General features: G+C 45.3%; 19 protein-coding genes. 7 read left to right on the top strand and 12 right to left on the bottom strand.

From position 1 onward, the window contains the following. Positions 1–25 precede the first annotated feature (25 nt). Entirely contained in the window at positions 26–1975 is a 1950-nt protein-coding gene (locus ACAM37_RS00505; protein WP_369626281.1) for a TolC family protein, read from the bottom strand. A gap of 650 nt (positions 1976–2625) precedes the next feature. On the opposite strand from ACAM37_RS00505, the gene ACAM37_RS00500 reads away from it, so the two are divergent. Next, positions 2626–3135 carry a hypothetical protein gene (locus ACAM37_RS00500; protein WP_309593384.1) on the top strand — a complete coding sequence of 170 codons (510 nt, stop codon included), beginning with the start codon at positions 2626–2628 and terminating at the stop codon, positions 3133–3135. Further along, positions 3135–4421 carry a replication-associated recombination protein A gene (locus ACAM37_RS00495; RefSeq protein ID WP_369626280.1) on the top strand — a complete coding sequence of 429 codons (1287 nt, stop codon included), beginning with the start codon at positions 3135–3137 and terminating at the stop codon, positions 4419–4421. Before ACAM37_RS00500 ends, ACAM37_RS00495 begins: the two co-directional genes overlap by 1 nt. Before the next feature lie 38 nt (positions 4422–4459). Here the strand turns inward: ACAM37_RS00495 and ACAM37_RS00490 are convergent, their stop codons facing one another. Then, entirely contained in the window at positions 4460–5113 is a 654-nt protein-coding gene (locus ACAM37_RS00490; RefSeq protein ID WP_369626279.1) for a BLUF domain-containing protein, read from the bottom strand. A 457-nt stretch (positions 5114–5570) separates the two neighbouring features. Between ACAM37_RS00490 and ribBA the strand changes: the two genes are divergently transcribed. Beyond that, complete coding sequence (gene ribBA, locus ACAM37_RS00485) at positions 5571–6686, top strand: bifunctional 3,4-dihydroxy-2-butanone-4-phosphate synthase/GTP cyclohydrolase II (RefSeq protein ID WP_095356474.1); 1116 nt, start codon at positions 5571–5573, stop codon at positions 6684–6686. 95 nt (positions 6687–6781) lie between these two features. Here ribBA and ACAM37_RS00480 read toward each other — a convergent pair whose 3' ends face one another. Next, positions 6782–7255 carry an acyl-CoA thioesterase gene (locus tag ACAM37_RS00480; protein WP_369626278.1) on the bottom strand — a complete coding sequence of 158 codons (474 nt, stop codon included), beginning with the start codon at positions 7253–7255 and terminating at the stop codon, positions 6782–6784. A 54-nt stretch (positions 7256–7309) separates the two neighbouring features. Continuing rightward, entirely contained in the window at positions 7310–8278 is a 969-nt protein-coding gene (locus ACAM37_RS00475; RefSeq protein ID WP_286130657.1) for an acyl-CoA thioesterase, read from the bottom strand. 183 nt (positions 8279–8461) lie between these two features. On the opposite strand from ACAM37_RS00475, the gene plsB reads away from it, so the two are divergent. Further along, complete coding sequence (gene plsB, locus ACAM37_RS00470) at positions 8462–11227, top strand: glycerol-3-phosphate 1-O-acyltransferase PlsB (protein ID WP_369626277.1); 2766 nt, start codon at positions 8462–8464, stop codon at positions 11225–11227. A 60-nt stretch (positions 11228–11287) separates the two neighbouring features. On the opposite strand, the gene ACAM37_RS00465 is transcribed toward plsB, so the two are convergent. Both ACAM37_RS00465 and argS read right to left on the bottom strand, forming a co-directional pair. Next, positions 11288–12019 (bottom strand): SPOR domain-containing protein, encoded by a 732-nt coding sequence (locus tag ACAM37_RS00465; RefSeq protein WP_369626276.1) that lies wholly within the window; start codon positions 12017–12019, stop codon positions 11288–11290. Positions 12020–12075: 56 nt separating this feature from the next. Then, positions 12076–13893, bottom strand: coding sequence for an arginine--tRNA ligase (gene argS / locus ACAM37_RS00460; RefSeq protein WP_369626275.1), 1818 nt, complete (start codon positions 13891–13893; stop codon positions 12076–12078). A 266-nt stretch (positions 13894–14159) separates the two neighbouring features. On the opposite strand from argS, the gene ACAM37_RS00455 reads away from it, so the two are divergent. Continuing rightward, positions 14160–14378: a DUF2788 domain-containing protein gene (locus ACAM37_RS00455; RefSeq protein WP_007117392.1), complete on the top strand. Its 219-nt coding sequence runs from the start codon at positions 14160–14162 to the stop codon at positions 14376–14378. An 80-nt stretch (positions 14379–14458) separates the two neighbouring features. Here the strand turns inward: ACAM37_RS00455 and cmoB are convergent, their stop codons facing one another. Next, entirely contained in the window at positions 14459–15511 is a 1053-nt protein-coding gene (gene cmoB, locus ACAM37_RS00450; protein WP_369626274.1) for a tRNA 5-methoxyuridine(34)/uridine 5-oxyacetic acid(34) synthase CmoB, read from the bottom strand. 48 nt (positions 15512–15559) lie between these two features. Then, positions 15560–16333 (bottom strand): carboxy-S-adenosyl-L-methionine synthase CmoA, encoded by a 774-nt coding sequence (gene cmoA / locus ACAM37_RS00445; protein WP_369626273.1) that lies wholly within the window; start codon positions 16331–16333, stop codon positions 15560–15562. A gap of 279 nt (positions 16334–16612) precedes the next feature. Between cmoA and msrA the strand changes: the two genes are divergently transcribed. Then, positions 16613–17143 (top strand): peptide-methionine (S)-S-oxide reductase MsrA, encoded by a 531-nt coding sequence (gene msrA, locus ACAM37_RS00440; protein ID WP_144918667.1) that lies wholly within the window; start codon positions 16613–16615, stop codon positions 17141–17143. Between the two features lie 266 nt (positions 17144–17409). Further along, positions 17410–18795 carry a lytic murein transglycosylase gene (locus ACAM37_RS00435; protein ID WP_369626272.1) on the top strand — a complete coding sequence of 462 codons (1386 nt, stop codon included), beginning with the start codon at positions 17410–17412 and terminating at the stop codon, positions 18793–18795. A 114-nt stretch (positions 18796–18909) separates the two neighbouring features. On the opposite strand, the gene ACAM37_RS00430 is transcribed toward ACAM37_RS00435, so the two are convergent. The 4 genes from ACAM37_RS00430 to ACAM37_RS00415 form a co-directional block, all read right to left on the bottom strand. Further along, complete coding sequence (locus tag ACAM37_RS00430) at positions 18910–19170, bottom strand: hypothetical protein (RefSeq protein WP_369626271.1); 261 nt, start codon at positions 19168–19170, stop codon at positions 18910–18912. Positions 19171–19371: 201 nt separating this feature from the next. After that, entirely contained in the window at positions 19372–20379 is a 1008-nt protein-coding gene (locus tag ACAM37_RS00425) for a DUF4062 domain-containing protein (protein WP_369626270.1), read from the bottom strand. Between the two features lie 128 nt (positions 20380–20507). Continuing rightward, entirely contained in the window at positions 20508–21377 is an 870-nt protein-coding gene (gene murI, locus ACAM37_RS00420; RefSeq protein WP_369626269.1) for a glutamate racemase, read from the bottom strand. A gap of 189 nt (positions 21378–21566) precedes the next feature. Next, complete coding sequence (locus ACAM37_RS00415) at positions 21567–22292, bottom strand: DUF1285 domain-containing protein (protein ID WP_369626268.1); 726 nt, start codon at positions 22290–22292, stop codon at positions 21567–21569. Positions 22293–22646: the final 354 nt, after the last annotated feature.

Raw genomic sequence — 22646 nt, 5'->3', positions numbered from 1 at the left:
TAAAGACACGGGTTAAAGTAATTAATTAGTTCTTACGATGTTCAAAATAAATCGCGGGTAGCTTGACGTCCGCTGCCTGCATATAACGGTTAAACTCTAGTGGCGTACCGCAGCTTTGCATCAAGTCTGCCATTGCCTGCACATAATCATTTGCCGCTTTGGCTTGCTCGGTTTTGGCTTTTTCCAAATTGGCTTCGGCTTGCATCACTTCTACGGCCGTGTTGACGCCTTCTTTAAAGCCAAGCTGACGAAAACGTAGCATCTCACTGGCAAGTTCAATATTGGTATTTAAGGCAATGAAATTATCGCGTGCATTGTTGACTGTTTGCCAATTTTTTTCTACCAATAACATAATATTATCATTGACATCGACTTGGCTAAATTCGGCTTGGTGCAGCTTGGCAAGGCTAGATTGGGTACTGGTACGGCGATCTACCCCACCCCACAATTTCCAGTTGGCAGACACTCCAGCAATCCAATTTGGGTCAGCGTCGATTTCCGAGCGACCAAAGACGGTGACATTGGGTTTGTAGGCGGATTCACTAAATTCATGCAGCGCTTTGGCTTGGTTGTATTTGGCGGCAACCTTATCAAACCCTGGATGATGCATTTTAGCCTGCTGCTGAAAATAACTCAGTGGCGGCAACGGCTTGGTGGATACAAATAAAGGCGATGTTGGTTTGATAAAATACGGCGTCCGAAGTAACCGCTGTAATGCGGTCATGGCAAGCTCAGCATCGTTCAGCGCTTTGCTATTTTCGTATTCGGCATCGGCTAAGGCTTTTTTGGCTTCCAAACGCTCGACTTTTGAAATCAGCCCCACATCGAGTGCGCGCTGTGCGGCATGGTCGGTGGCACGAATCGCATTGAGCGCATCGGCGCGTAGATACGCTGCCATGATGGCAAGCTGGGTTTGAAAATAGCGTTTGGTAAGCGTGGTGTATTGTTCATCCAGTGACAAGTCAGCATCGGCACGGCTTTCATCCGTCATACCATTGAGCAAACTGGTCACTGCTTCGGTTTTATGTCCGTTATAAGCAGACCATAGCACGGTGACATTTGCGCCTGTTCTATTTTTATCGACATTGACAGGGATGCTATTGGGAATCGGATCGGTGATTAAGCCACCGATATCGACAGGGGCGCTAGGCAGTGGCAAGGTGATGGGCAAATTGCCAATATTGTTATTGACTGCGTTGTCAATGGCATTGGCTAGGTTGTTTTTAATGCCCGTGGTATCTATATTGTTATCCACATGTACATGCGTGGCACTGGCACCCAGATACACAATCGGTTTGTTCAAGCCTTTGGTTGACTCAGCTCGCAGCTCATTACTCACGATTGCCGCATTGTCTGACGCGACTTTGGGTGATACTTTGACTAGGTACTGCTGCGCTTGTGCCAGTGTCAAATTACTGGGCACATCTAGGCCATAACTTGGCGGATAAGGCACGCCATTATTGATAGTAGGATCGTAGCTGAGCCCAGCTGCTTTACCACCTTTAACTTCATTGGCGCGGGTCGCGGTTTTTTTCGATGGCGTGTCTGCTGATGGTGCGTCGGTGGCAGGGTTAGCATTGAGTACAGGCTCAGGATTGGGCGGGGTATTGATTACCGGCGTAAACTCTGCGGTGTCGCCACTGGTACTGGGCTGCAATCTGCTAGTTGGTTTTGTGGTTGCCGCTGCTGGTGTGATTTTAGCCGATGTTTTAGCTGATGTTTTAACAGGCGGCTTGTTAGCATTTTTGGTGGGGGTACTGGTCGTTTTGGTGGTTTTTGTTGTAGTTTTTGTCGGGGTGGTTTTGGTAGTGCTGGGTTTGGTGATCGTGGTCGCAGCAGTCGCTGCCAAAGATAAGGACAAATTCAACGAAACCATTGCCACCGTAAACGCCGACAGGGTAAGCACGCGTGATAGTGGCTGCAGATGATGGCTTACTGGGTAAGTCGATGGCTTGATGGATTGATGTAATTTCATACGACTCGCTAATAACTTGCCTATGGCTTTGCCGCAACATAACAACCACGCAAGCCGTCAATTACCCTAGTAATTGATGCGTTCGCCGTTATGATGCCCGTATTACCAAAAAACTGTCTTATTAAATAATGTCTTATTAAATAATGTCTTATTAAATAATGTCTTATTAAATAATGCCTGATTAAATAATAAGAAATACCAAAGTGAGCACTAACTGTCAGTTTGAATATTAACTAAAGTATGAAATTGTAAAAAGAAAAAACTGACCCGTCAATCTACACTTGTCATATTAACAATATTGTAGTTTTTTTAATAATATGGCTCATTAAGCCTCACATCATGACTGTTTAATTTTATTTAACAAAGTAAAAATATTTCTCAATCCAAGTAGTCACACAAATCAAACAAGTTAGCTTACCGCTGTCATTTAGGCATGCTAAAATGCCTAAAAAAATCCCAGTTCGTACAAGGGATTTTGAACTTTGCCAAACCATACCTAACAACCGCGTTGCGTTTTAAGAAAGAAAACACAACATCACTCCTTAACTCATTTAGCCGCCCACGCCCTTGTTTGCTACACTACAATACTAGGCGTTATTTAAAAAACTTGATTTAAAAACTTGGTGCCATGCTAGATAAGGAAAGAAACGATGCTAAAAGAAACGGTGCTAAAAGTTAGGCATTTATTGATGGTTGCCATGTTCGCCGTTACTTTATTAGCATGTTCAGTGCCGTCTATGCAGCAAAGTTCAAATCCAGCCACAACATCTGAGTCAAAGCCTGCGGTTCCAACTTATACAACGACGAGTTATGTGCTGGCAGAACCATTGCCAAATAAGAAATTAAAAATCTCAATTACGGCAAAAGACCAAGATTTGTATATTACCAATTGTAATGCCTACATTGGTATTAATTTATTTGATAAAGCCAATCCGCAAAACAATTGGGGTGAAGTGACAAACTCTTGTCGCTCACAAGATTTAATTATCCCACAGGGTGCGACCCTAACCTTTGAACGACAAATCACTGAGAGCCATTTTCCGATCAATCTAAATGGCACTTACCGAGTAGGTACCGCACTTAGCTACAATCCCAATTTAAAAAATAGTGAAATCGCTGAAGACCTTCGACTAAGTAATCCAGTTAAACTTATACCTTAATGATGAATCAACTCGCTCAAATCCCCCTTGCCCAACGTGTCCGCCCAAAATCGCTTGACCAGGTAATCGGACAAACCCATTTGCTCGGTGTCAACGCACCGATTCGCCGTATTGTTGAGCAAGGTTACTTGCCATCGATTATTTTGCATGGGGAAGCAGGTATTGGCAAAACCACCCTAGCCATGCTATTAGCCGATGCCGTGGGTCGTCCTTTTCGCCCACTCTCTGCTATCAATGCAGGGGTCAAAGAGTTGCGTGAAGTACTGGCAAAAGATGACGGCTTGTTTGGCGAGCCGCCGGTGGTATTTGTCGATGAGATTCATCGGTTTAACAAAGCCCAGCAAGATGCACTCCTCGGCGCGGTTGAGTCAGGGGACATTACTTTAATCGGTGCGACCACCGAAAATCCCTCGTTTAGTGTCAACAATGCGCTATTGTCTCGTTGCCAAGTGTATCGGCTCAATCCCTTGAGCGAAGATGAAATCAGCCAAGTACTACAACGTGCCATTGACGATGATGCAGTTTTTAAACAATTTAAGATTGAAATACAATCAAGCCAAGCGATTTTTGCGCTATCGCAAGGCGATGCGCGTAAGGCGTTAAATTTACTTGAACTCGCCATTCAATCAAGCCCCAATTTTAAGCAAGGCAGTCAGTCAGCGATTGTGGTGACTGATGACAATGTCGTCGCGGTCGCAGGTGCAAGCTTGGTACGCTACGACAAATCAGGTGATGGCCATTATGACCTAGTGTCAGCGATGATTAAATCAGTCCGCGGCAGTGACCCTGATGCGGCACTGTATTGGATGGCGCGGATGCTGACAGCGGGCGAAGACCCTGCCTTTATTGCGCGGCGGTTGGTGATTTTGGCAAGTGAAGATATCGGACTTGCCAATCCCAATGCGTTACTACTTGCCGATACCGCCCTGCGAAGTGTGCAGAGCATCGGTATGCCTGAAGCGCGGATTATTTTGGGGCAAGTGGTGGTGTATTTGGCGACATCGCCGAAGTCCAATTCTAGTTACCAAGCCATCAATAAAGCGATGCGACTGGCTGAAAATGACCAATCGCCTGTACCGCTACATTTGCGTAATGGCGTCACCAAGCTGATGCGCGCCGAAGGTTATGGTGCCAATTATATCTATCCGCATGACTACCCCAACCATTACCATCCACAGCAGTATCTGCCTGATAATTTGCTGGGCAAGCGGTTGTTTGACTTTGCTGATAATGCCAAAGAACAGCAAACCTATGCCTTTATACAGTGGTTAAAAAACAGTGATTAAAGGGCAGTCTTTGAAAAGCGGCGATTAAAGCGCGATGATTAAAGCGCGGCGGCTAAAAAACCCGTCAAAGTAGACAACGGATGATTTAGCGCAGCCAAATGAACCCTATTCTGAAATAACCAGTATATGACCAACAATAAAAACACCAACAAAAACCCAAGCTGAATCCACAAAAAATAGCGATGCTTAAAGCCCAAGCGGCGCAGCTTGGCATGGCTATAACTGCCCTTATCAAAGTTGGTATGTTGATGCCTTTGCCATTTGCCCGAACGATAATAGTTTTCTACATCCGCAAGCAACCTTAGTACACTGGCGCTATCAAATTGCGCAGTTTCAAAATAATCTAGCAGGGGGCTGATATCATCGACATCATCCATATCATTGACGCTATCTAAATTGATGCAGTGCATTTTCCAGTGCCCAAACAGCGCATTGGGCGCCTGTCCCTGCTCAATGATGTGAATATTTTTGTGTCTTTTATCGGCTTTGATTTTGTCAAATAGCTGGGTGATAGTGCGCTCACTACCTTCCATATAGTGTAGAAAGTTGCCTTGCTTGAGAAATAGTACGCTATTGACATTTGCCTGGGTGTTGCGCGCGACTGACTGACGATAGATATCAGGCAACGTCATCGTATGCAAACTTGCTTGTAAGGTAATTTTGCTCGTGTAGATAAGATAAAAGACTGACATCACAGGATCCTTAGATAAATAAATCGGTTAGACGTCTATGGCTTTTTAATAGCGTTTTCCCCAAACGTATTAACAATGTAATTTTTATTAATCATTCAGTAATAATATACCAGTTTTTTTTAATTTTTGCTCAAAAAATATACAAAATCACCAATTTTTGTTAATTTTTTTAACTAATCTACCCTAACCTTATGTTTGCGTGCGCTACCAGCGCGTATGGCTATCAATATTTCGCTGCTTAGACTCACTGAGTTAATGCTATAATAGCGCGCAAATAAGAAATGAGCGCCCATACTAGCTTCACCCAATTTGATGAGATGATTGTTAAGGTTGGTTTGGACAATAGTTTGAACAAACTAGCTGATAGCGCTTATTTTCTGTCCCTATTTGTTAATCAGTTTTTCAATCAGTTTTTTAATCAATGTTATTCCAATAAATCGCTAACAAAGGCACTTTTATGGCATTTAATACAACGGCAGAAATTATCGATGACATCCGTGCAGGCAAAATGGTCGTTTTGATGGATGATGAAGACCGTGAGAACGAAGGCGACTTGGTGATGGCAGCCACCCATGTACGCCCAGAAGATATTAACTTTATGATTACCCACGCGCGTGGCTTGGTGTGTTTGACCATCACCGCTGACCGCAGTGAACAGCTCAATTTACCGCTTATGTCGGATAAAAATGGCGCTAAATTTAGCACCAACTTCACGGTATCAATCGAAGCGGCAGAAGGGGTCACCACAGGTATCTCAGCAGCGGATCGCGCCAGAACCATCCAAACAGCGGTGTCTTCGACTGCCAAACCCGAAGACATCGTACAACCGGGACATGTATTCCCGATCGTGGCACAAAATGGCGGTGTGCTACACCGTGCCGGTCATACTGAAGCCGGCTGTGACCTAACACGCTTGGCAGGACTTGAACCTGCGGCGGTGATTTGTGAAATTATCAAAGAAGATGGCGAAATGGCGCGCCGTGATGACCTAGAGATTTTTGCCAAAGAACATGGCTTAAAAATCGGCACCATCGCTGATTTGATTAATTACCGTATTGCCAATGAGCAAACGGTAGAAGCCATCGCTAATTATCCTATGCAAACTGAGTTTGGTGAGTTTACTGCTTATCGTTTTAAAGAAAAAAATTCAGAGGATACCCATTTGGCACTGGTCAAGGGCAACCCACAAGAAGGCGTGAGCACTGTGCGGGTGCATAGCTTCCAGCCATTGCGAGATTTATTCACCGTGCAGCTACCCAACAGCGGTAAGAGTAACTGGGATATCCATGCCTCACTCAAAGAAATTAGCGAAGCAGAGCGTGGCGTGTTTGTCTGGATTGGGCATCAGCAAGCGATTGATATAGGCGAAGCACTCGATAACTTTATGGCTGACAAACCCAATTCACCGCTTAAACACCAACCCTACCGCAGCATTGGGGTTGGCTCACAGATTTTACGTTATTTGGGCGTGCGTGATATGCGTTTGCTGTCATCACCGCTCAAATTCAACGCGTTATCAGGATTTGACCTAAACTTGGTGGAAACCGTTGCTAACCCAGACCACAAAGCGTGATTTACGAGATAGCAATTTATCAAACAAAAAAAGCCACGAGCATTGCAACTTGTGGCTTTTTTAACAATTTTAGTAATAGTTAAACACTATAACTTTTAAACCGTATGACTTTCTAACTCGGTAAGTTGTTGGCGTTGACCCTCAGAAATCGGTTGTTTGTTTTTGCCATTTTGGTCAAAAAATACAATGACTGAGGAGACGGTGGCGACGACTTTTTGCTGGGCCGTGCTAAAGTAAACATAGTCATGGGTCAGACTGGTATTACCTATTTTTTTGGCACGAATGCCAATCCAAACCACATCGGGGAAAGTGACTGAATTCAAATACTGGCAAGATGACGAAGCGAGCACGGTATAAGTTTGTAAGTTAAACATATCGACTTGTTCAAGGTAGTGGATACGCGCGCGCTGGGCATAGTTGTAATACACCACGTTATTGACGTGATTGAACGCATCCATATCACCCCATTCCACTTTTTGCTCATAGATAACCGCAAAGCCTTTTAATGGGTGATTGTGTTGTTGGGCGATGTTTTGGCGGACGGCATCACTCATTGGGGGATTGGACATATTTTTCTCTCTCATACGGCTACTGTTTAATACAAGGTAAAAATTATTGAATCACTAGCGCAGTCGCATTAACCCTTGCTGCTGGGTTGTGGCGACCAATTTGCCATTTTGCCAAAATTGACCGTGGTTTAGGCTTTTTGACTGTGACGTGGTATCACACCACATGTTATAGAGTAACCAATCATTCATATCAAATGGGCGGTGAAAATGCATACTATGGTCGATACTTGCCGCTTGCAACCCTTTAGTCATAAAGCTAATCCCGTGTGGCATCAGCCCTGTACCAATCAAATAAAAATCAGAAGAAAATGCGAGCAGTGCTTGTTGCACTTGAATCGACTGTTTACCGAGCTGCGGAATACGTAGCCAGTTGGCTTGGCTAGGTTCCATGATTTTTGGATGAATCGGGTCACGCGGCTGTACTGGCTTGATTTCGATATGACGCTGGCGCATAAAGCGCGCTTTTAGGGCATCAGGGATTTTGCCTACCACTTGGTCTTTGAGCTGCTGCTCGGTCAGCAACACATCTGGCGCAGGATACGTTGGCATCGCTTGTTGATACTCAAGCCCTTCTTCAAACGGTGAAAAAGACGCCATCATGGTAAAAATTATGCTCGGTTGGTTATCGTCATCATATTGGCGTGCTGTCACTTGACGTGAAGCAAGGCTACGACCATCACGTAATTTCTCGACTTGGTAATATACAGGCTTATTGATATCGCCACCGCGCAAAAAATAGCCATGAAATGAGTGGCAAGGTTTTGCATGCTCTACGGTATGGCTGGCTGCCATCAATGCTTGTCCCAGTACTTGCCCACCAAAAATACGCGCACCGACATAGTCGTGGCTTTGCCCAATAAATACACTGTCTTGATACGGTACGAGGGTTAAGGTTTCCAATAACTGCGTGACCAATTGCTGCCAAATCGCTTGCTGCTCAAGCTGCTGATGCGTTACGGGCACCTGTGGTTGGTGAGTGATATCAATCGTATGGGTATGGTTTATATCTTGCTGGCTTGCCATAGACGCTCTTATCATTAACGTTATTTTGGGTAGATAAAATGGATTAAAGTCACTCATTATACAAGAATTTTTGAGTGATAAGGTTTAGAAATTCATCAATCTATGGCATGATAAGACAATTTTTAAACCTTGTATTTATCTTTAAAAAACTTACGAAAAAATCACGCAATCACTAGGCATACTATGAATCACGTAGGGAAAAATTCAGGCACTACCGAAGCAAACAACAAAGGTACCCATCCTGCTGCGACCCCGCTGTTAAAAAATCTATACCGACAAGTCTCTGGCAAATTATTGGGGCTCGCCGTCAAATCCAAACTTATCGGCGACATCCCCAATATTAGCGAAGCCAGGAACCAGGTTAGCGATGATAAGCTACCGCTAGCTAGCGGTAGCTTAGCAAGCGCCAATACAAATATGGATAGCGACACATCAAGCCAGCGACTCACCTTTTATGTGCTCAAAGAGTATTCTCGTAGCAACAGTATTTTAATTGACCTAGAAACCAAACAATACGACCTACCCCCTGCCCTAGCCAATGTCATCGATCGGGCGCATGGTATTGATGAAAATACCGCAATGATTTTTTTGCATCACCATAAAACAGAAAAACTGTCTCATGACAGCGCCGTATTCTCACCTCGCCTATTACGCTTGATTGAAGCCGTCGAGCAATACCCAACGCTACACATTGATTTTATCCCTGTCACTATCTTGTGGGGGCGCGCCCCAGAAAAAGAAGATTCGCTGTTTAACCTCCTCACCGCTGATGAATGGCAAGTACCTACCATCAGTAAACAGCTATTTAACATCGGGGTCAAAGGGCGGGATACTTATGTGCAGTTTCACTCACCCAAAGACCTGCGTGGCATCATCGAAGATGAGATTAGCAAGAACCCTGTGCTGCAAGCCGATAGCGTGGCACCCACTGATACTGCTAGTAACGACCGCCATCATTTACACACCATCACTGCACGGGTACAGCAGCGTTTAGAAGGTTATCTGGATAAACAACAAGAAGCCATCTTGGGCCCTGACTTATCAGACCGTCGCAATGTGGTCGATAAAATTCTGTATACGCCTGCCATTCAGCATGCCGTGAATGTCGATAGCAAAGAAAACTCACGTGAACTCGCCAAAAGCCGCAAATTGGCGCGTGGGTATTTGAACGAGATTGCCAGTGACTACTCGTCTGCAACCGTGCGCTTTTTTGACCGCTTTTTGACCTGGCTGTGGACACAGTTGTATGACGGGGTTGAAGTGGCGCACTTTGAGCGGGTACGCAAACTGGCATCCGACCATGAAATCATCTATGTGCCTTGCCACCGCAGTCACATGGACTATCTGTTGCTGTCATACGTGATTTATAAACGTGGGTTACGGGTGCCCTACGTTGCCGCAGGCGAGAACCTAAACATCCCCGTGCTAGGTCAAATACTACGCAATGGCGGCGCTTTCTTTATGCGTCGCAGTTTTAAAGGCAATCCGCTGTACTCTGCGGTGTTTCGTGAATACGTGCATAGTATGTTGATGCGCAACACGCCGATTGAGTACTTCATCGAAGGCGGACGCTCGCGCTCAGGGCGCTTGTTGCCGCCCAAAAAAGGAATGCTAGCGATGACGGTACAAAGCCATCTGCGCCAAGCGGGCAAACCGATTGTCTTTATCCCGACCTACATCGGTTATGAACGTATTATGGAAGGCGGCACTTATGTGGGTGAACTTAAAGGTAAACCCAAAGAATCCGAGTCGTTATTGGGTTTGTTAAAAGCCAGCCGAAAAATCGAGCGTATCTTCGGTCATGTGCACGTCAGTTTTGGTCAGCCGCTGTATCTAGCTGATTTTATGAAAAAATTTGACGTTGCCCCAAATACCCTACCCAAAGACCGTACCGATAGTGATATGCCTGCCAATGTCACTCACATGATTGACAATTTGGGCATCAAAATCATGCAGCGTATCAACCGCTCTGCGGTGCTTAATCCAGTCACTTTGCTATCTTTAGTACTGCTCGATACGCCGCATGGTGCACTCGATGAGCAAAGCTGTCGTGAACAGTTGGCACTGTATCAACGTATCGCAGAAAAAATCCCGTATGATGATGATGTATCAATCACCCAGCAAAGCCCAGAATCCATTATTAACTATGGTGTCAAGCTTAAACTCATCGAGCGCACCCCACATGTGCTCGGTGACTTGATTCGTATTGCGGACGGTCAAGCACCGCTACTGAGCTATTTTCGCAACAATATTTTGCATATTTATATCATCGCGTCACTGTGTGCATCATTGATACAGCGTAATGGCACCATGAGCCTAAACACCATTGAGCGGGTGGTGGGTATTATGTATCCTTTCTTGCAAGCAGAGTTGTTTTTGAAATACCCACTGCGCACCCTAAATGACACTTTGCGTGAGCATATCGATACTTTAGTCGAAGAAAAAATCATCGTGGACAAAGGGGTGAATGCGGACGGTCATCGCATCCTGACCACGCCAGAGCCGAATACCCGTAGCTATCAGCAGTTGACAGTGCTTGCCAACTCAGTTGAGCAAAGTTTAGAGCGCTACTTTATGGTACTTGCGCTGCTGAGTCAGCAAGGCTCAGGCAAACTCACCAAAGATCAAGTGATTGATTTGGGTCATCTGCTCGGTCAGCGTCTATCCGTGCTATACGAAGATGATATGCCAGATTTTTTTGACCGTGCCTTGTTTACTAGCTTTATGGATGCGCTAGAGCGTTTAGGGTATATTACGGTGTCGGCTAGTGGGCTGATTGAGTTCGATGCGCGCATTCATACCATGGCAAAAAGCGCGCGGTTTATCCTTAACATGGACGTGATGCATATCTTGCAGCAAATTTCACAACTGACTGATGAGGAAATCAAACGCACCTTGACTGAACTGCAAAATAAAAAGCAACGCAAATTTAGTCGTAAAAAAGCTTAATTCCACCGAACAATAAAAAACCGTGTTATCACAACACGGTTTTTTTGCATGCAAATCAGCCTAGCGACGCTGCTCGACAATCAGTGAATCAATGCGGCTATTTTGTAGTTGGCGTTGGGCTTGTGCCGCCATCTCTGGGCTACTCATGGCGCGAGAGATGACTTGATAGACGGTTTGGTCATTGTTTAAGCGTTTTTTGATGATTTGGGCATCCACCCCTGCCATTAGCACTTCAGCACGGCGTTTATCCGCATCATCAGCATTATCAAAGCTATTGATTTGCAAGATATATGTCCGCGTAGGCTCTTCATTGCCAATGACAATGGCATCGGCACTGCTTTTGTCATCGGCAGCGGTGCTGGTGTCTATCGTACTATTGTTGGCTGAAGCCCGTGGTTTGGTACCGTTATCATCAGACAACAACGGATTATCGACCACGCTGACATTCGCTGATTTGGGCGCACTGGTGCTGTCAGCTTGGGTCAACACCACATCAGGCTGCACCGAGACTGGCTGACTGGCAGCCGCCTCGTCGGGGACGGCACTGACCTGCTGTTCTTTGAGCAAGTCATAGAACTCGTAGTTATTGGTTTTGGGTTGGTCTTGCACCTTTGGCTGCACCATCGGCGCTTCGTCGCTGCTCGTGGTTTTGCCTTGGTTAAATGGATTCCACAAATAAACAAACAGACCAATCCCCACGGTCAATATCATGCCCACCAACATGGCAGCAAAAAACGACATCGTGCTTGGCGCTTTACGCGGGGTCGCTCCTTTGGGTCTTGCCATCATCATCTCCTACGACATGGGATACGGTAATATTACAGCGTTTTTAGCGTATCCTAATCATATCACATACTGGTTGGTGCCGTTAATCCGAGCAAAATTAAGCCATTTTGAATCACTTGGCGTACCGACTTTGATAACCGCAGACGCGCTTGCATCAAGTCAAGCTCGTCTTGGGTTGGGGTTTCGCCATCTTTAGGTAAGATACGGTTGTCGTTGTACCAACCGTGGAACAAGCTTGCCAAATCTTTGAGGTAATTGGTCAATAAATGCGGCTCATAATTAACGGCAGCACGGCGTAGCACTTCAGGGTAAGAAGCCAGTAAGCTCAATAAATCCGTTTCAGCAGGTTGGGTCAACAGATGCTGGTGTGCTTTGCCGGCTTTGTCATCGACCTTAATACCGCGCTCTTCAGTACGCTCAAGCACACGGCAAATACGCGCATGCGCATATTGAATATAATACACTGCATTATCTTTGGTATGCGATTTGGCAAGCTCTAAGTCAAAGTCAATGTGCTGTTCTGGTTTACGCGCGACATAATAAAAGCGCGCGGCATCATTGCCGACTTCTTGACGCAGTTCACGTAAGGTCACAAACTGACCTGAGCGTGATGACATCTGGATTTGCTCTGTACCGCGCCATAGGGTGACAAACTGCACCAAAATCACATCCATACGCTGGGCATCGTAGCCCATCGCCGTCAACGCCGCTTTCACGCGTTTGATGTAGCCGTGGTGGTCTGAGCCCCACACATCAATAATTTTGTCATAGCCGCGGTCAAGCTTGTCTTTGTGGTAGGCGATATCCGAGGCAAAATAAGTAAATTGACCATTGGCACGGCGGACGACACGGTCTTTTTCATCGCCAAATTCGGTGGATTTAAACCACAAGTTGCCGTCTTTTTGGTACAGAAAACCCCGCTGCTCTAATAACTCCAAAGCAGGCACAATGGCATCTTGAATTGATTTTTCGCTAAACCATTGATCAAAATGGACGTTAAAATCCGCCAAATCATCTTGGATATCTGCCAAGATTGTACTAAGTGCGGCTTCATGAAAAATCTGATAGTTATCGCCCAAATTGGCTTTGGCATTGGCAATCAGCCCGTCAATATGGGCTTCTTTATCACCTGAGACACATACTTTTTCGCCGTTGGCATCGATTTGGTACTCGGCATCGGCAGGTACATTGAGTAGCATATGTGCCCAAGCGGTTTTTAGGCTATCGCCATGCTGTTTTTTGATGGGTTTGGCAATATCTTTGACATAATCGCCTTGGTAGGCATTGGTGGGAAATACAATTGGCTCACCGCACAGCTCAAGGTAGCGCAAATAGGTACTGGTTGCCAAAATATCCATCTGACGACCCGCATCATTGACATAATATTCCCGCCCGACTTGGTAGCCAACCGCCTCTAGTAAATTGGCCACGCTCATGCCAAACGCAGCGCCTCGACCGTGACCCACGTGTAGGCTTGAGGTTGGGTTGGCAGAGACAAACTCAACTTGGATTTTTTGACCGGCAAATTCTTCGGATGTTCCAAAGTCGCCTTTTTGATCCATAATGGTGTCTAAGATAGCAAAACGCGCGTTATCATCTAAGAAAAAGTTAATAAACCCCGGTCCTGCAATCTCAACTTTGCTAATCATGTCCGAGGCAGGCAACATCGCCACGATGGTTTGCGCCAGTTCACGCGGGTTTTTCTTGGCAGTCTTGGCAGCTATCATGGCAAGGTTACTAGCAAAATCGCCGTGCGCTTGGTCTTTGGTGCGGCTGATGGTACTGTTATCAACCCAATCGATTGGCAAAATTTGCTGTTGTTTTAGTGATTCCACCACTAATGCTAAGGCTTGCGAAATGACGGGTTGTTGTTCTGACATGGAAATTCTCTTTGTTGGCTTACAGGTTTTGTTGCAGGATTGATAGCTAAAAAAGCACGATAAATCAATGATTCACCATCGATTTGAGGCTATCACTCGCTCATAATCGATGGGCATGGATTTTGGCGTTCAATATACCAATTTTTGATGGTTTTTTCATTATAATCCTGTCAAAAGATACATGCCATTACAAGGAAACGCGGTTTTTTGGCGTATAATATGTGCTAAAATTTTTTAATGTCTGATGACAATCATAGGATAATAACATGTTTGTTTTAGTCTCTAGTGAGTTAATCACCAAACTTGGCATGTATGTGCTGCTGCCTATCTTTATCGCGTTTTTATTTTTTATCATGTACGATATTTCCAAGAAAAACAATGCAGGCAAACAAGGCACATTTTGGATTTTCTTGGCACTGGGCGGCGGTTTTTTTGGCTTTCTCATCAAAATGGTCTTGGAGTGGTATTTTAGTAGGACGCTTTAAACTACCCTGCTCTAAACCTTACTAGCCTAAAACGCCATTACCCCAAACCGCATTACCCATGTTACTTGTTTATGTTACCGTTACGGTCGTTTGGCTATCATCACCGCACGGGTCGGGCGTTGATAGCCTTCAATGGTCTTGGTGTCATCAGTTGGGTCAAGAAAATCGCTTAAAGATTGATAATCCATCCAGTCGGTTTTGCGTTGTTCATCCGTCGATGTCACATCCACATCGACACAGCGCACCGCCACAAAGCCTACTTTGTACAGCCACAGCGCCAGTGCCGCAACTGAGGGGATAAAATACACGTTATTCATCTGTGCATAGCGCTCACTTGGCACTAGCACGGATGTTGCATCCCCTTCAATCACCAAGGTTTCTAGTACCAATTCTCCGCCTTTTGCTAGCTGATTGTATAGTTGCTCAAGATGCTCAAACGGTGACGCGCGGTGATACAGAACGCCCATACTAAACACGGTATGAAACAGACCTGCTTGCCCACTAGTCAAGCTAGGATTGGGCAAGGCTTCAAGCGGTACAGGCACATAGTGCACCGTGTTGCGTCCAAAATCGTTACGGTCAGCCTGCCCCACAAAATGGCGAATCGCCATAAACTGGTGATAAAACAGACACGATGGGTCAATCACAATCACCGTGCTTGCCCCTGCGCCCGCCATACGCCAGCCGTGATAACCCGAACCGCCGCCCACGTCTAGCACGCGTTTGCCGTGAAGTGGGCTGATATGTGGCAACACCCTATCCCATTTCCAGTCACTGCGCCATTCGGTATCAATATGGATTTGCAGCTCATCTTGACCCAGTAAAAAACCGCCTTTGCGCCACGGCATCAAACGTTTGAGTAGCGCATGGGTTTGCTTGTATTCATTGTCTTGCCAATCAAATGCTGCGGTGATACAGGGTTGATTTAAGTCTACTTGCGCGTTGTCAACCACGGGCAAGCGCTCAATAAGCGATTGATAAAATGGGGCATGGGCGTAGCGTGATTTGTCTTTGATGGTAGCGAGCCAGTTGGGCAACTTGGCAAGCCATTCATTGGCAACTGGGTATTTTTCCGCCAATTGCAGCAAGGTAAGATAGACGTCGGTTTCGGCAGTTTTGATGGTATGGTTCATGGTGGACTCTTTTAGGATTGACAGGTTTTCATCTTTTAAGGGCAATCATCACTTAAACGCAATAATCGACGCAAAGTTTAAAAACTGAAACCACGTCAAATGGCGGTCAAACCCTACTGTTGCTAAACGCTGATGATGAAAATTGAGGGTATCGGTGATAAGCACATTCTCGAGCGCATTGCGTTTACCACTGATTTCCATCTCACTATAGCCATTGGCGCGTTTAAAATCATAATACCGCTCAACACGCCAGGCATCGTCCGCTTCATCGAGCAAATGGGTTTTTTCGGTCAAAATCAAAATACCGCCTTCAGCCAACGCATCATAACAGCGTTTGAGTAACTGCTCGCGCTTGTCAGGGGATAAAAACTGCAAGGTTAAATTGAGCACAATCATATCGCACTGCTCAAACGCCACCTCACACACATCAGCGCAAATCAGCTCGATATCATGCTCAGGATAATGCGGTATCAGTACACTTTGCGCTTTGGCGATCATTGGCTCTGAGATATCAATGGCTTTGATTTGCAAATCTTGCGGCGCAAACTCGCCTGCGAGCGCAAAACTCACCGCCCCGAGTGAACAGCCCAAGTCATAGACGCGGCTGACTTTATTGCCGTCGCTATTGGTTTGGCGAAACTGGCAATGGCGTTTGGCAAAAATCGGCAACATGGCGAGCATCTGCCCATAGCCAGGCACACTACGACGAATCATATCGGGAAAACAAGCCACCACTTGCTCATCAAAGCTAAACCGCGCATTGGCATCTAGCGGCGTGGTAAATAAGGTATCGTGGGGTGGTTTGGCTTGGGGCTGACTCATGCGGCTGACTCACTATGGCTGATTGAGCGTTACTAAGACTTAGTATCGCTGACTTAGTATCGCTGACAGTTTTATGATCGCTTCAACAATAAAATGCTTAAGGAACGCTTAAGAAACGCTTAAACTGTCAGGTTTTTAAATAGCGGAAACTTGGTTTACATTGCCTAACTTGAATGGCGAGTAAACTTTGCTATTCTAACATTTTCACCCGTTTTACTTTTAATAATTTATTTTAATCCTTATATCAAACCAATGAAATAACCATAAAAAGGTACTATTATGCAAACGATTATTTTAGGCGGTGGCTGTTTTTGGTGTACCGAATCCGTATTTAGTCATGTCAAAGGTGTGACCGATGTCACATCAGGCTATATGGGCGGTGATGAAGTAAGCGCCAACTACAAAGCCGTCTGTGGCGGCGATACCGGTCATATCGAAGTGATTAAGGTCGATTTTGATGAGACCATTATTCCGCTTGAGACGGTATTGGATATTTTCTTTGCCACCCATGATCCAACGACACAAGACCGTCAAGGTAATGATGTCGGCAGACAATATGCCTCTGTGGTGTTTTACACCGATGAAGCGCAGCAAAAACCGACTATTGACCGTGTGATTGGTGAGCTTCGTGATGAGCAAGGCATCAAAGTGGTGACCGAAGTGCATCCTGCTGCGCAGTTTTTCGTTGCCGAGGACTACCACCAAGATTATTATGCCAACAACCCGACCCAAAGCTATTGCAACTTTGTGATTCCGCCCAAGCTTGCTAAGCTTAAACAATATTTTAGTGGTTTTATGATTGAACAATAACCCGTATCCATACAGTATTAATACCTTGTTGGTACTGTATTAATGCTTTCAAAATTGGGCTTTACACCGTTAATGCCCAATTTTTTCGTGTTAAATAATTGGACTTACCACAACCGTGCAAAAATTAACGCTTTATCACCCAATGTGAAAAAATGTAATTAAATGCATTTACTCCTTTCACTAAGCGGGCTTTTTTTATACCCTTGAATGAGTCAAAATTCACCCCGTTTGTTGATGTCTTTATCTATCACTATTCAAGGTTTGTTATGCGTTTACTTCCGATTTTTATGGCGCTGGCAGGTGTGGCGATGATTAGCCAAGCCAATGCCGCACCGACACCGCCTAATCTTAGCAATGCCCAGTTTCAACAGTGTTTATCCAATCTCAAAAATAGCAGTACCTTTCGCGGTGTAGCCAGCACTTTAGAACAATATCGCCCAACTGAGCCTGACCCTAGTGTGATTGTCTCGCTCAACTATCAACCTGAGTTTCAAAAAGAAGTGTGGGACTATCTCTCAGGTCTGGTCGATGAAGAGCGTGTGCAAGACGGTATCAATGCCAAAAACCAACTGCAAAGCACGCTAAACCGCATCGAGCAGCGCTATGGGGTGAAAGGAACGGATGTACTTGGCGTCTGGGGGGTAGAGTCGAACTTTGGTAAGCAGCTGGGTAAAAAAGATTTAATCCAGTCGTTAGCGACCTTGTCTTGCTTTGACCGTCGTCAGTCGTACTTTCGCACGGAATACGCCAACGCGCTGCGTATCTTGCAAAATGGTGACATCCGCCGTGATGATATGACTGGCTCATGGGCAGGGGCGTTTGGGCAAACCCAGTTTATGCCAAGTACCTTCTTACGCTTGGCGCAAGATTTTGATGGTGATGGACGTAAAGATTTGGTCAACAGCCAAGCTGATGCGCTCGCGTCAACGGCCAATTTCTTGGATAAAGCAGGTTATCGCACGGGCGAGCCTTGGGGGTTTGAGGTCAAGCTGCCTGCAGGATTTTGGGCAGATAGCAACCGCAAAGCCAAAAAACCGATGAGCTACTGGCGCAGTCAAGGTCTGACTCTTGCCAATGGTCAGCCGCTACCCTCTAGCCTTGATAGTGCAGGTTTGCTATTACCTGCAGGTAGTAAAGGTCCTGCGTTTTTAGTGGGTAAAAACTTCGATGCGTTTTATAGTTACAATGCGTCAGAGAACTACGCGCTAGCGATTGCGCATTTGTCCGATATGATTAGCCAAAACCGCACTAGCAATGTCGGCTTTGTCACACCTTGGCCAACGGATGATGCCGGTATTAGCCGCCGTCAAGCCCGTGAAATCCAGCAAGCACTGCTTAATCGTGGGTATGATATTGGTCAAGTCGATGGCATGATTGGCGATAAAACGCGCTATGCAATTCAAGATTTTCAGCGTCAGCAAGGTGTCAACCCTGATGGTCGTGCGGGTATGAAACTCTACCGTATGCTAATGACTCAGCCAGCAGGCAATGCTCAGTATCCAACCCAATACCCAACCCAAATGCCTGTTCGATACCAGTCTGTACCGAATTCAACGGTTACTGCCACGCCGACTAAAGTGGTACGCGATGCCAATGGTCGCACGAGTTACTATCGTATCGATAATGGGCAAGGTGGGGTGACAACTCCTTAGTGTTTCCTGTTAATCATACCTTTCTAATCGCCCAACAAAAAACCCTTAATGTCACCATTAAGGGTTTTTGTTAATATCGATATGGTCTTGTCAGTATTGACACATTGGACAACTTTATACAAAAGGTGGCGGGGTGGGCTCTTCACCATCATCCATTTGGATCGGTTTGACTTCGCCTTTTGAATTGCTGCCCCAATTGTCCTCTTCGTCTTCATCCCATTTTTTGAAGTTATCACGTGGGTTGATGCCACGGCGTTTCATGTCTTCGACTTGCTCTTCAAGGGTGCGAAACTGCTGGGCTTCGTGCATGGTATCTTCAAGTTGATTGATTTTGTTTTCAAGATCGTCCGCTTGCGGGGTGACATGCGTACTCATAATTTTATCCTCTTTTATCCTCAATGTTATCGTTATGTGTGTTATGAGATTATCATAGCATAAACAAATGTGACGCTAGATAGCAGGTCTGTATAATATTGTCATGACATGAGTAAATCATGGCTTGGTGAAAGCTGGTATAACATGCTTGGGTAAAATACTGAGATAAACCACTAAAAAAGGTGTGTTAAAAATGACGGATTAAGCTTGTACGATGATGTTAATCTGCCACAGCTCGCGGATACTTCGCTCTTCTTTGACCGAGAACAACCATCGTTTTTTCACCAGTTGGCTTTTTATCCATTGATAATCGATACTACTGATTTGACAGCGCGAGACCGCATGGATATTGGGTGAGATTTTGAGCGCTTCTGCCATTGCAGCATCTTTGAGGGCATCATTAATTTGGGTCAACATCATATTACTGGTAAACGGTTGCGGTAATGCTTGTAGCGTTTGCACAATATTGCCCCAGCTAAAGGTGTAAGTTGCGCTGATTTCTTGCAAATTGCCGCCTTCAAACGCGTGTGCGGTATAGTTGACCAATAACGCTTCATTGAGCTCTTTTGGCGTAACCTGGGTCGGTCTGGCTTCAAGTTCAGGCGGCTTTTGATCGCGCTCTAGACTACTGGCAGTTAAGGCGGGTTGCACGCCATTACGGATATGAAATCTATCCGAGACAAACATCGACTTTAAATCGCCACTAACGCCTGTCGGTAGCGTGCTCAATGAACGGGTGTCTTTGACCCAACCTAATCGCGGAAATTTCTCTTTGATTTCCCCAAGCATACGCACGCATTCTGACACGCCATCATGGGTCTGACCGAAGTGAATTACCCGCAACCCCTGTTCTTTAATCACCAAATTAAACAAATCCAACCGTTGGCGTAATAGCTCATGTTGGCTCGGCTGGGTATTGACTAACGCAATCATCGGGACGCGTTTTGAAGACGCATAGATATAAGATAAGTGCAGATAACTGACACCAGATAGGCTTAAATGACCGTAATCATTGCCCAAAATAAAAATCATATAATCGCATTGGTCGATTTGTTGGCGGCTGTACTCAACAAAATTGGTATTGGTGGCAAGCAAATCCCAAGTCAAAAAATAATCCTTCGATAACGCGTACTCTAGCGCGTTCTCTAGGTAGAGATTTTCATTTCTCACCAAAGAGATATGAATATGATAACGTTTCTTTTGAGACATGCTATCTTCTCCATAACGCTCTAATGAACGCAATTAATTAAAAAGGTAAAGGATTAAAAGCTCAATCGTTAGAAGTTAAATCGTTAAAACTTAAAAGGGTAAAAAGCCATGCTGACTAATCAACAAGCTCAATACACTGCACCATATTGAGTCACACACAAGGTAAAAAAATCAATCCCCAACTCTGGCAAAAATCGCTGCAACAAACGCGTTGCCGCCTGCTCAGTAGTGGGCAAGTTGGCAGTGGCATAAAACTGTAACCGTGGTCGCTCTTTATGAGAGGCAAGCTGATTGGCTTGCTCAAGCAAATCATATACGCGTTTGGCAATGGCATCGCCCGAATCAATCAATGCCACTTGCCCCATAGCTTGGTGGGTCATCAGCTCATCGATACGCTGTGCCAAATAGGCTTTAAAAAAAGGAAAATGGGTACAGCCCAGTACCAACTGGTCTACCTTTTTATCCTGTAGCTCACTTAGCAAGTGATCTAAATCAGTCACGGCTGGGTGATGGCTTGGCATACCCAATTCCACCCAAGGCACTAGGCTGTTAAAGCTATATTTGTGGACAGTCACTTGCTGCGGTTTGGCGACTTGTTCAATAACTTCATTGAGTAAATACCCGTGCAAGGTCGCTGGGGTTGCCAACACCGCGACTTGCTTGGTCGCCGACTGCATCACCGCAGGTTTTAATGCGGGGACTAAACCGACAATCGGCACTTGAGGATACTGCCGCCTTGCCGCCTGTAATCCATGCGCAGAGGCACTATTGCAAGCTATCACAATAAGTTTACAGCCTTGCGAATGTAGCCATGCCACGGCCTGCAAGGTAAGCTCACGAATCTCTGCTTCACTGCGTGAGCCATAGGGTACGTGCAGGGTATCGGCAAGATAGATATAACGTTCAAATGGCAAGCGCCGCTGCAAATGGGTCAATACCGACAATCCGCCCAACCCAGAATCAAATACGCCTATCGGCGCGCTTGCCAAATCTACCATAGCCTAATCAGTCCAACTCGCAGGGTGTTGCTATTTTAAACCGCAAAATAATCGCCTACCCATAAAACAGACCACTATCTTATACCAATTTTTAGACGCTCACTACAAAAAAATGCGGGGCCGAATTTGACAGCCCATTCGTCACTTTACTTGCTCAAAACTTATCAACAGTTTGCTTAACGCTGAGACTTATGCGCTCATGGTCAAGGTAAAAATGCTATCACCACTGTGCAAAATCAATGACGTACCCTCTTCACCCTCTACCAACTCACCCAATTCAATCAAATGGTAAAACACATTGCGATGAATGAGTCCGTATAGCGCTGAGTCACCATTTTGCCGCACCAACAGATAAGGCTGGCTGGCTTGTTTTTGCTGTAAGGACGCATCATGCTGGGTAGCATGGGTAAATGGCAGACCCAAACGGATCGGATGCTGCTCGTCAGCAATCACCACATCGCCTTGCGTGGTGGTGAACTGCAACACCGGTTTGCTAGTAGCGCCAAATTGCTTGGTAATGACGTCCACTTGATTGACTAGCAGTGGCGCGTCTTCTACTTGAATTTGCCATTTCTCAACAGGGGTTTTTAAAAAATACTCAACGTGGTGGTTGTCATCAACCTCTGACCATAACACTTTGGCAAACAGATCAATGAGTAGTGGACGGGTGATTTGACTGCCTTCATGCCACCACTCGCCATTGGCTTTGACCACCACATCCATCGCACCGCTGAGTTTGGGTTGCCATTTTTCAAGCGGTGGAATTTGGCGTGTCGGATGGTTTGCGACTGCTACTGCTTGCGAAGCGACCGATTGTTCGATTTGTTGGCTTAGCTCGCCTATATCAAAGCTAGTATCAAAATTAATATCAAAGCTCGGTTTAGATGCTACATTATTAGTATCAGTATTAGTCATTTTATAGCTCGTATTATGGTAGTTTTTATTTAGATTAGGATTTAGAGTATTGTATGGGTTTATGAATGCCATGATGCGCTGTGTTGACATCACTTTGTGGTACATAGTAGTCAATTCAACGCTGGGTTTCAAATAGTCGCTGTTAGTACCTGTGTCGATTTATTGTATATAAAGGTAATAGATAGCATAAGACAAGCCAGATTGGCTGCGATAAATTAAGCCCGGCAGTCATTTTCTCCTGCAAAAATATTAGGTGGTTAAAGGGTTAATCTATTATACTAAGTAGTATTTTTTCTGAATTCATATAACGATTCATTATATGTTAAAATCAAGAAAACCATTGATAACATTGCC

This window comes from Moraxella sp. K23 (assembly GCF_041154765.1).
GTDB classification, from domain to species: domain Bacteria; phylum Pseudomonadota; class Gammaproteobacteria; order Pseudomonadales; family Moraxellaceae; genus Faucicola; species Faucicola tetraodonis.
Note: the sequence above shows the minus strand (reverse complement) of the source record. Positions and strands in the feature narration are given on the sequence as shown.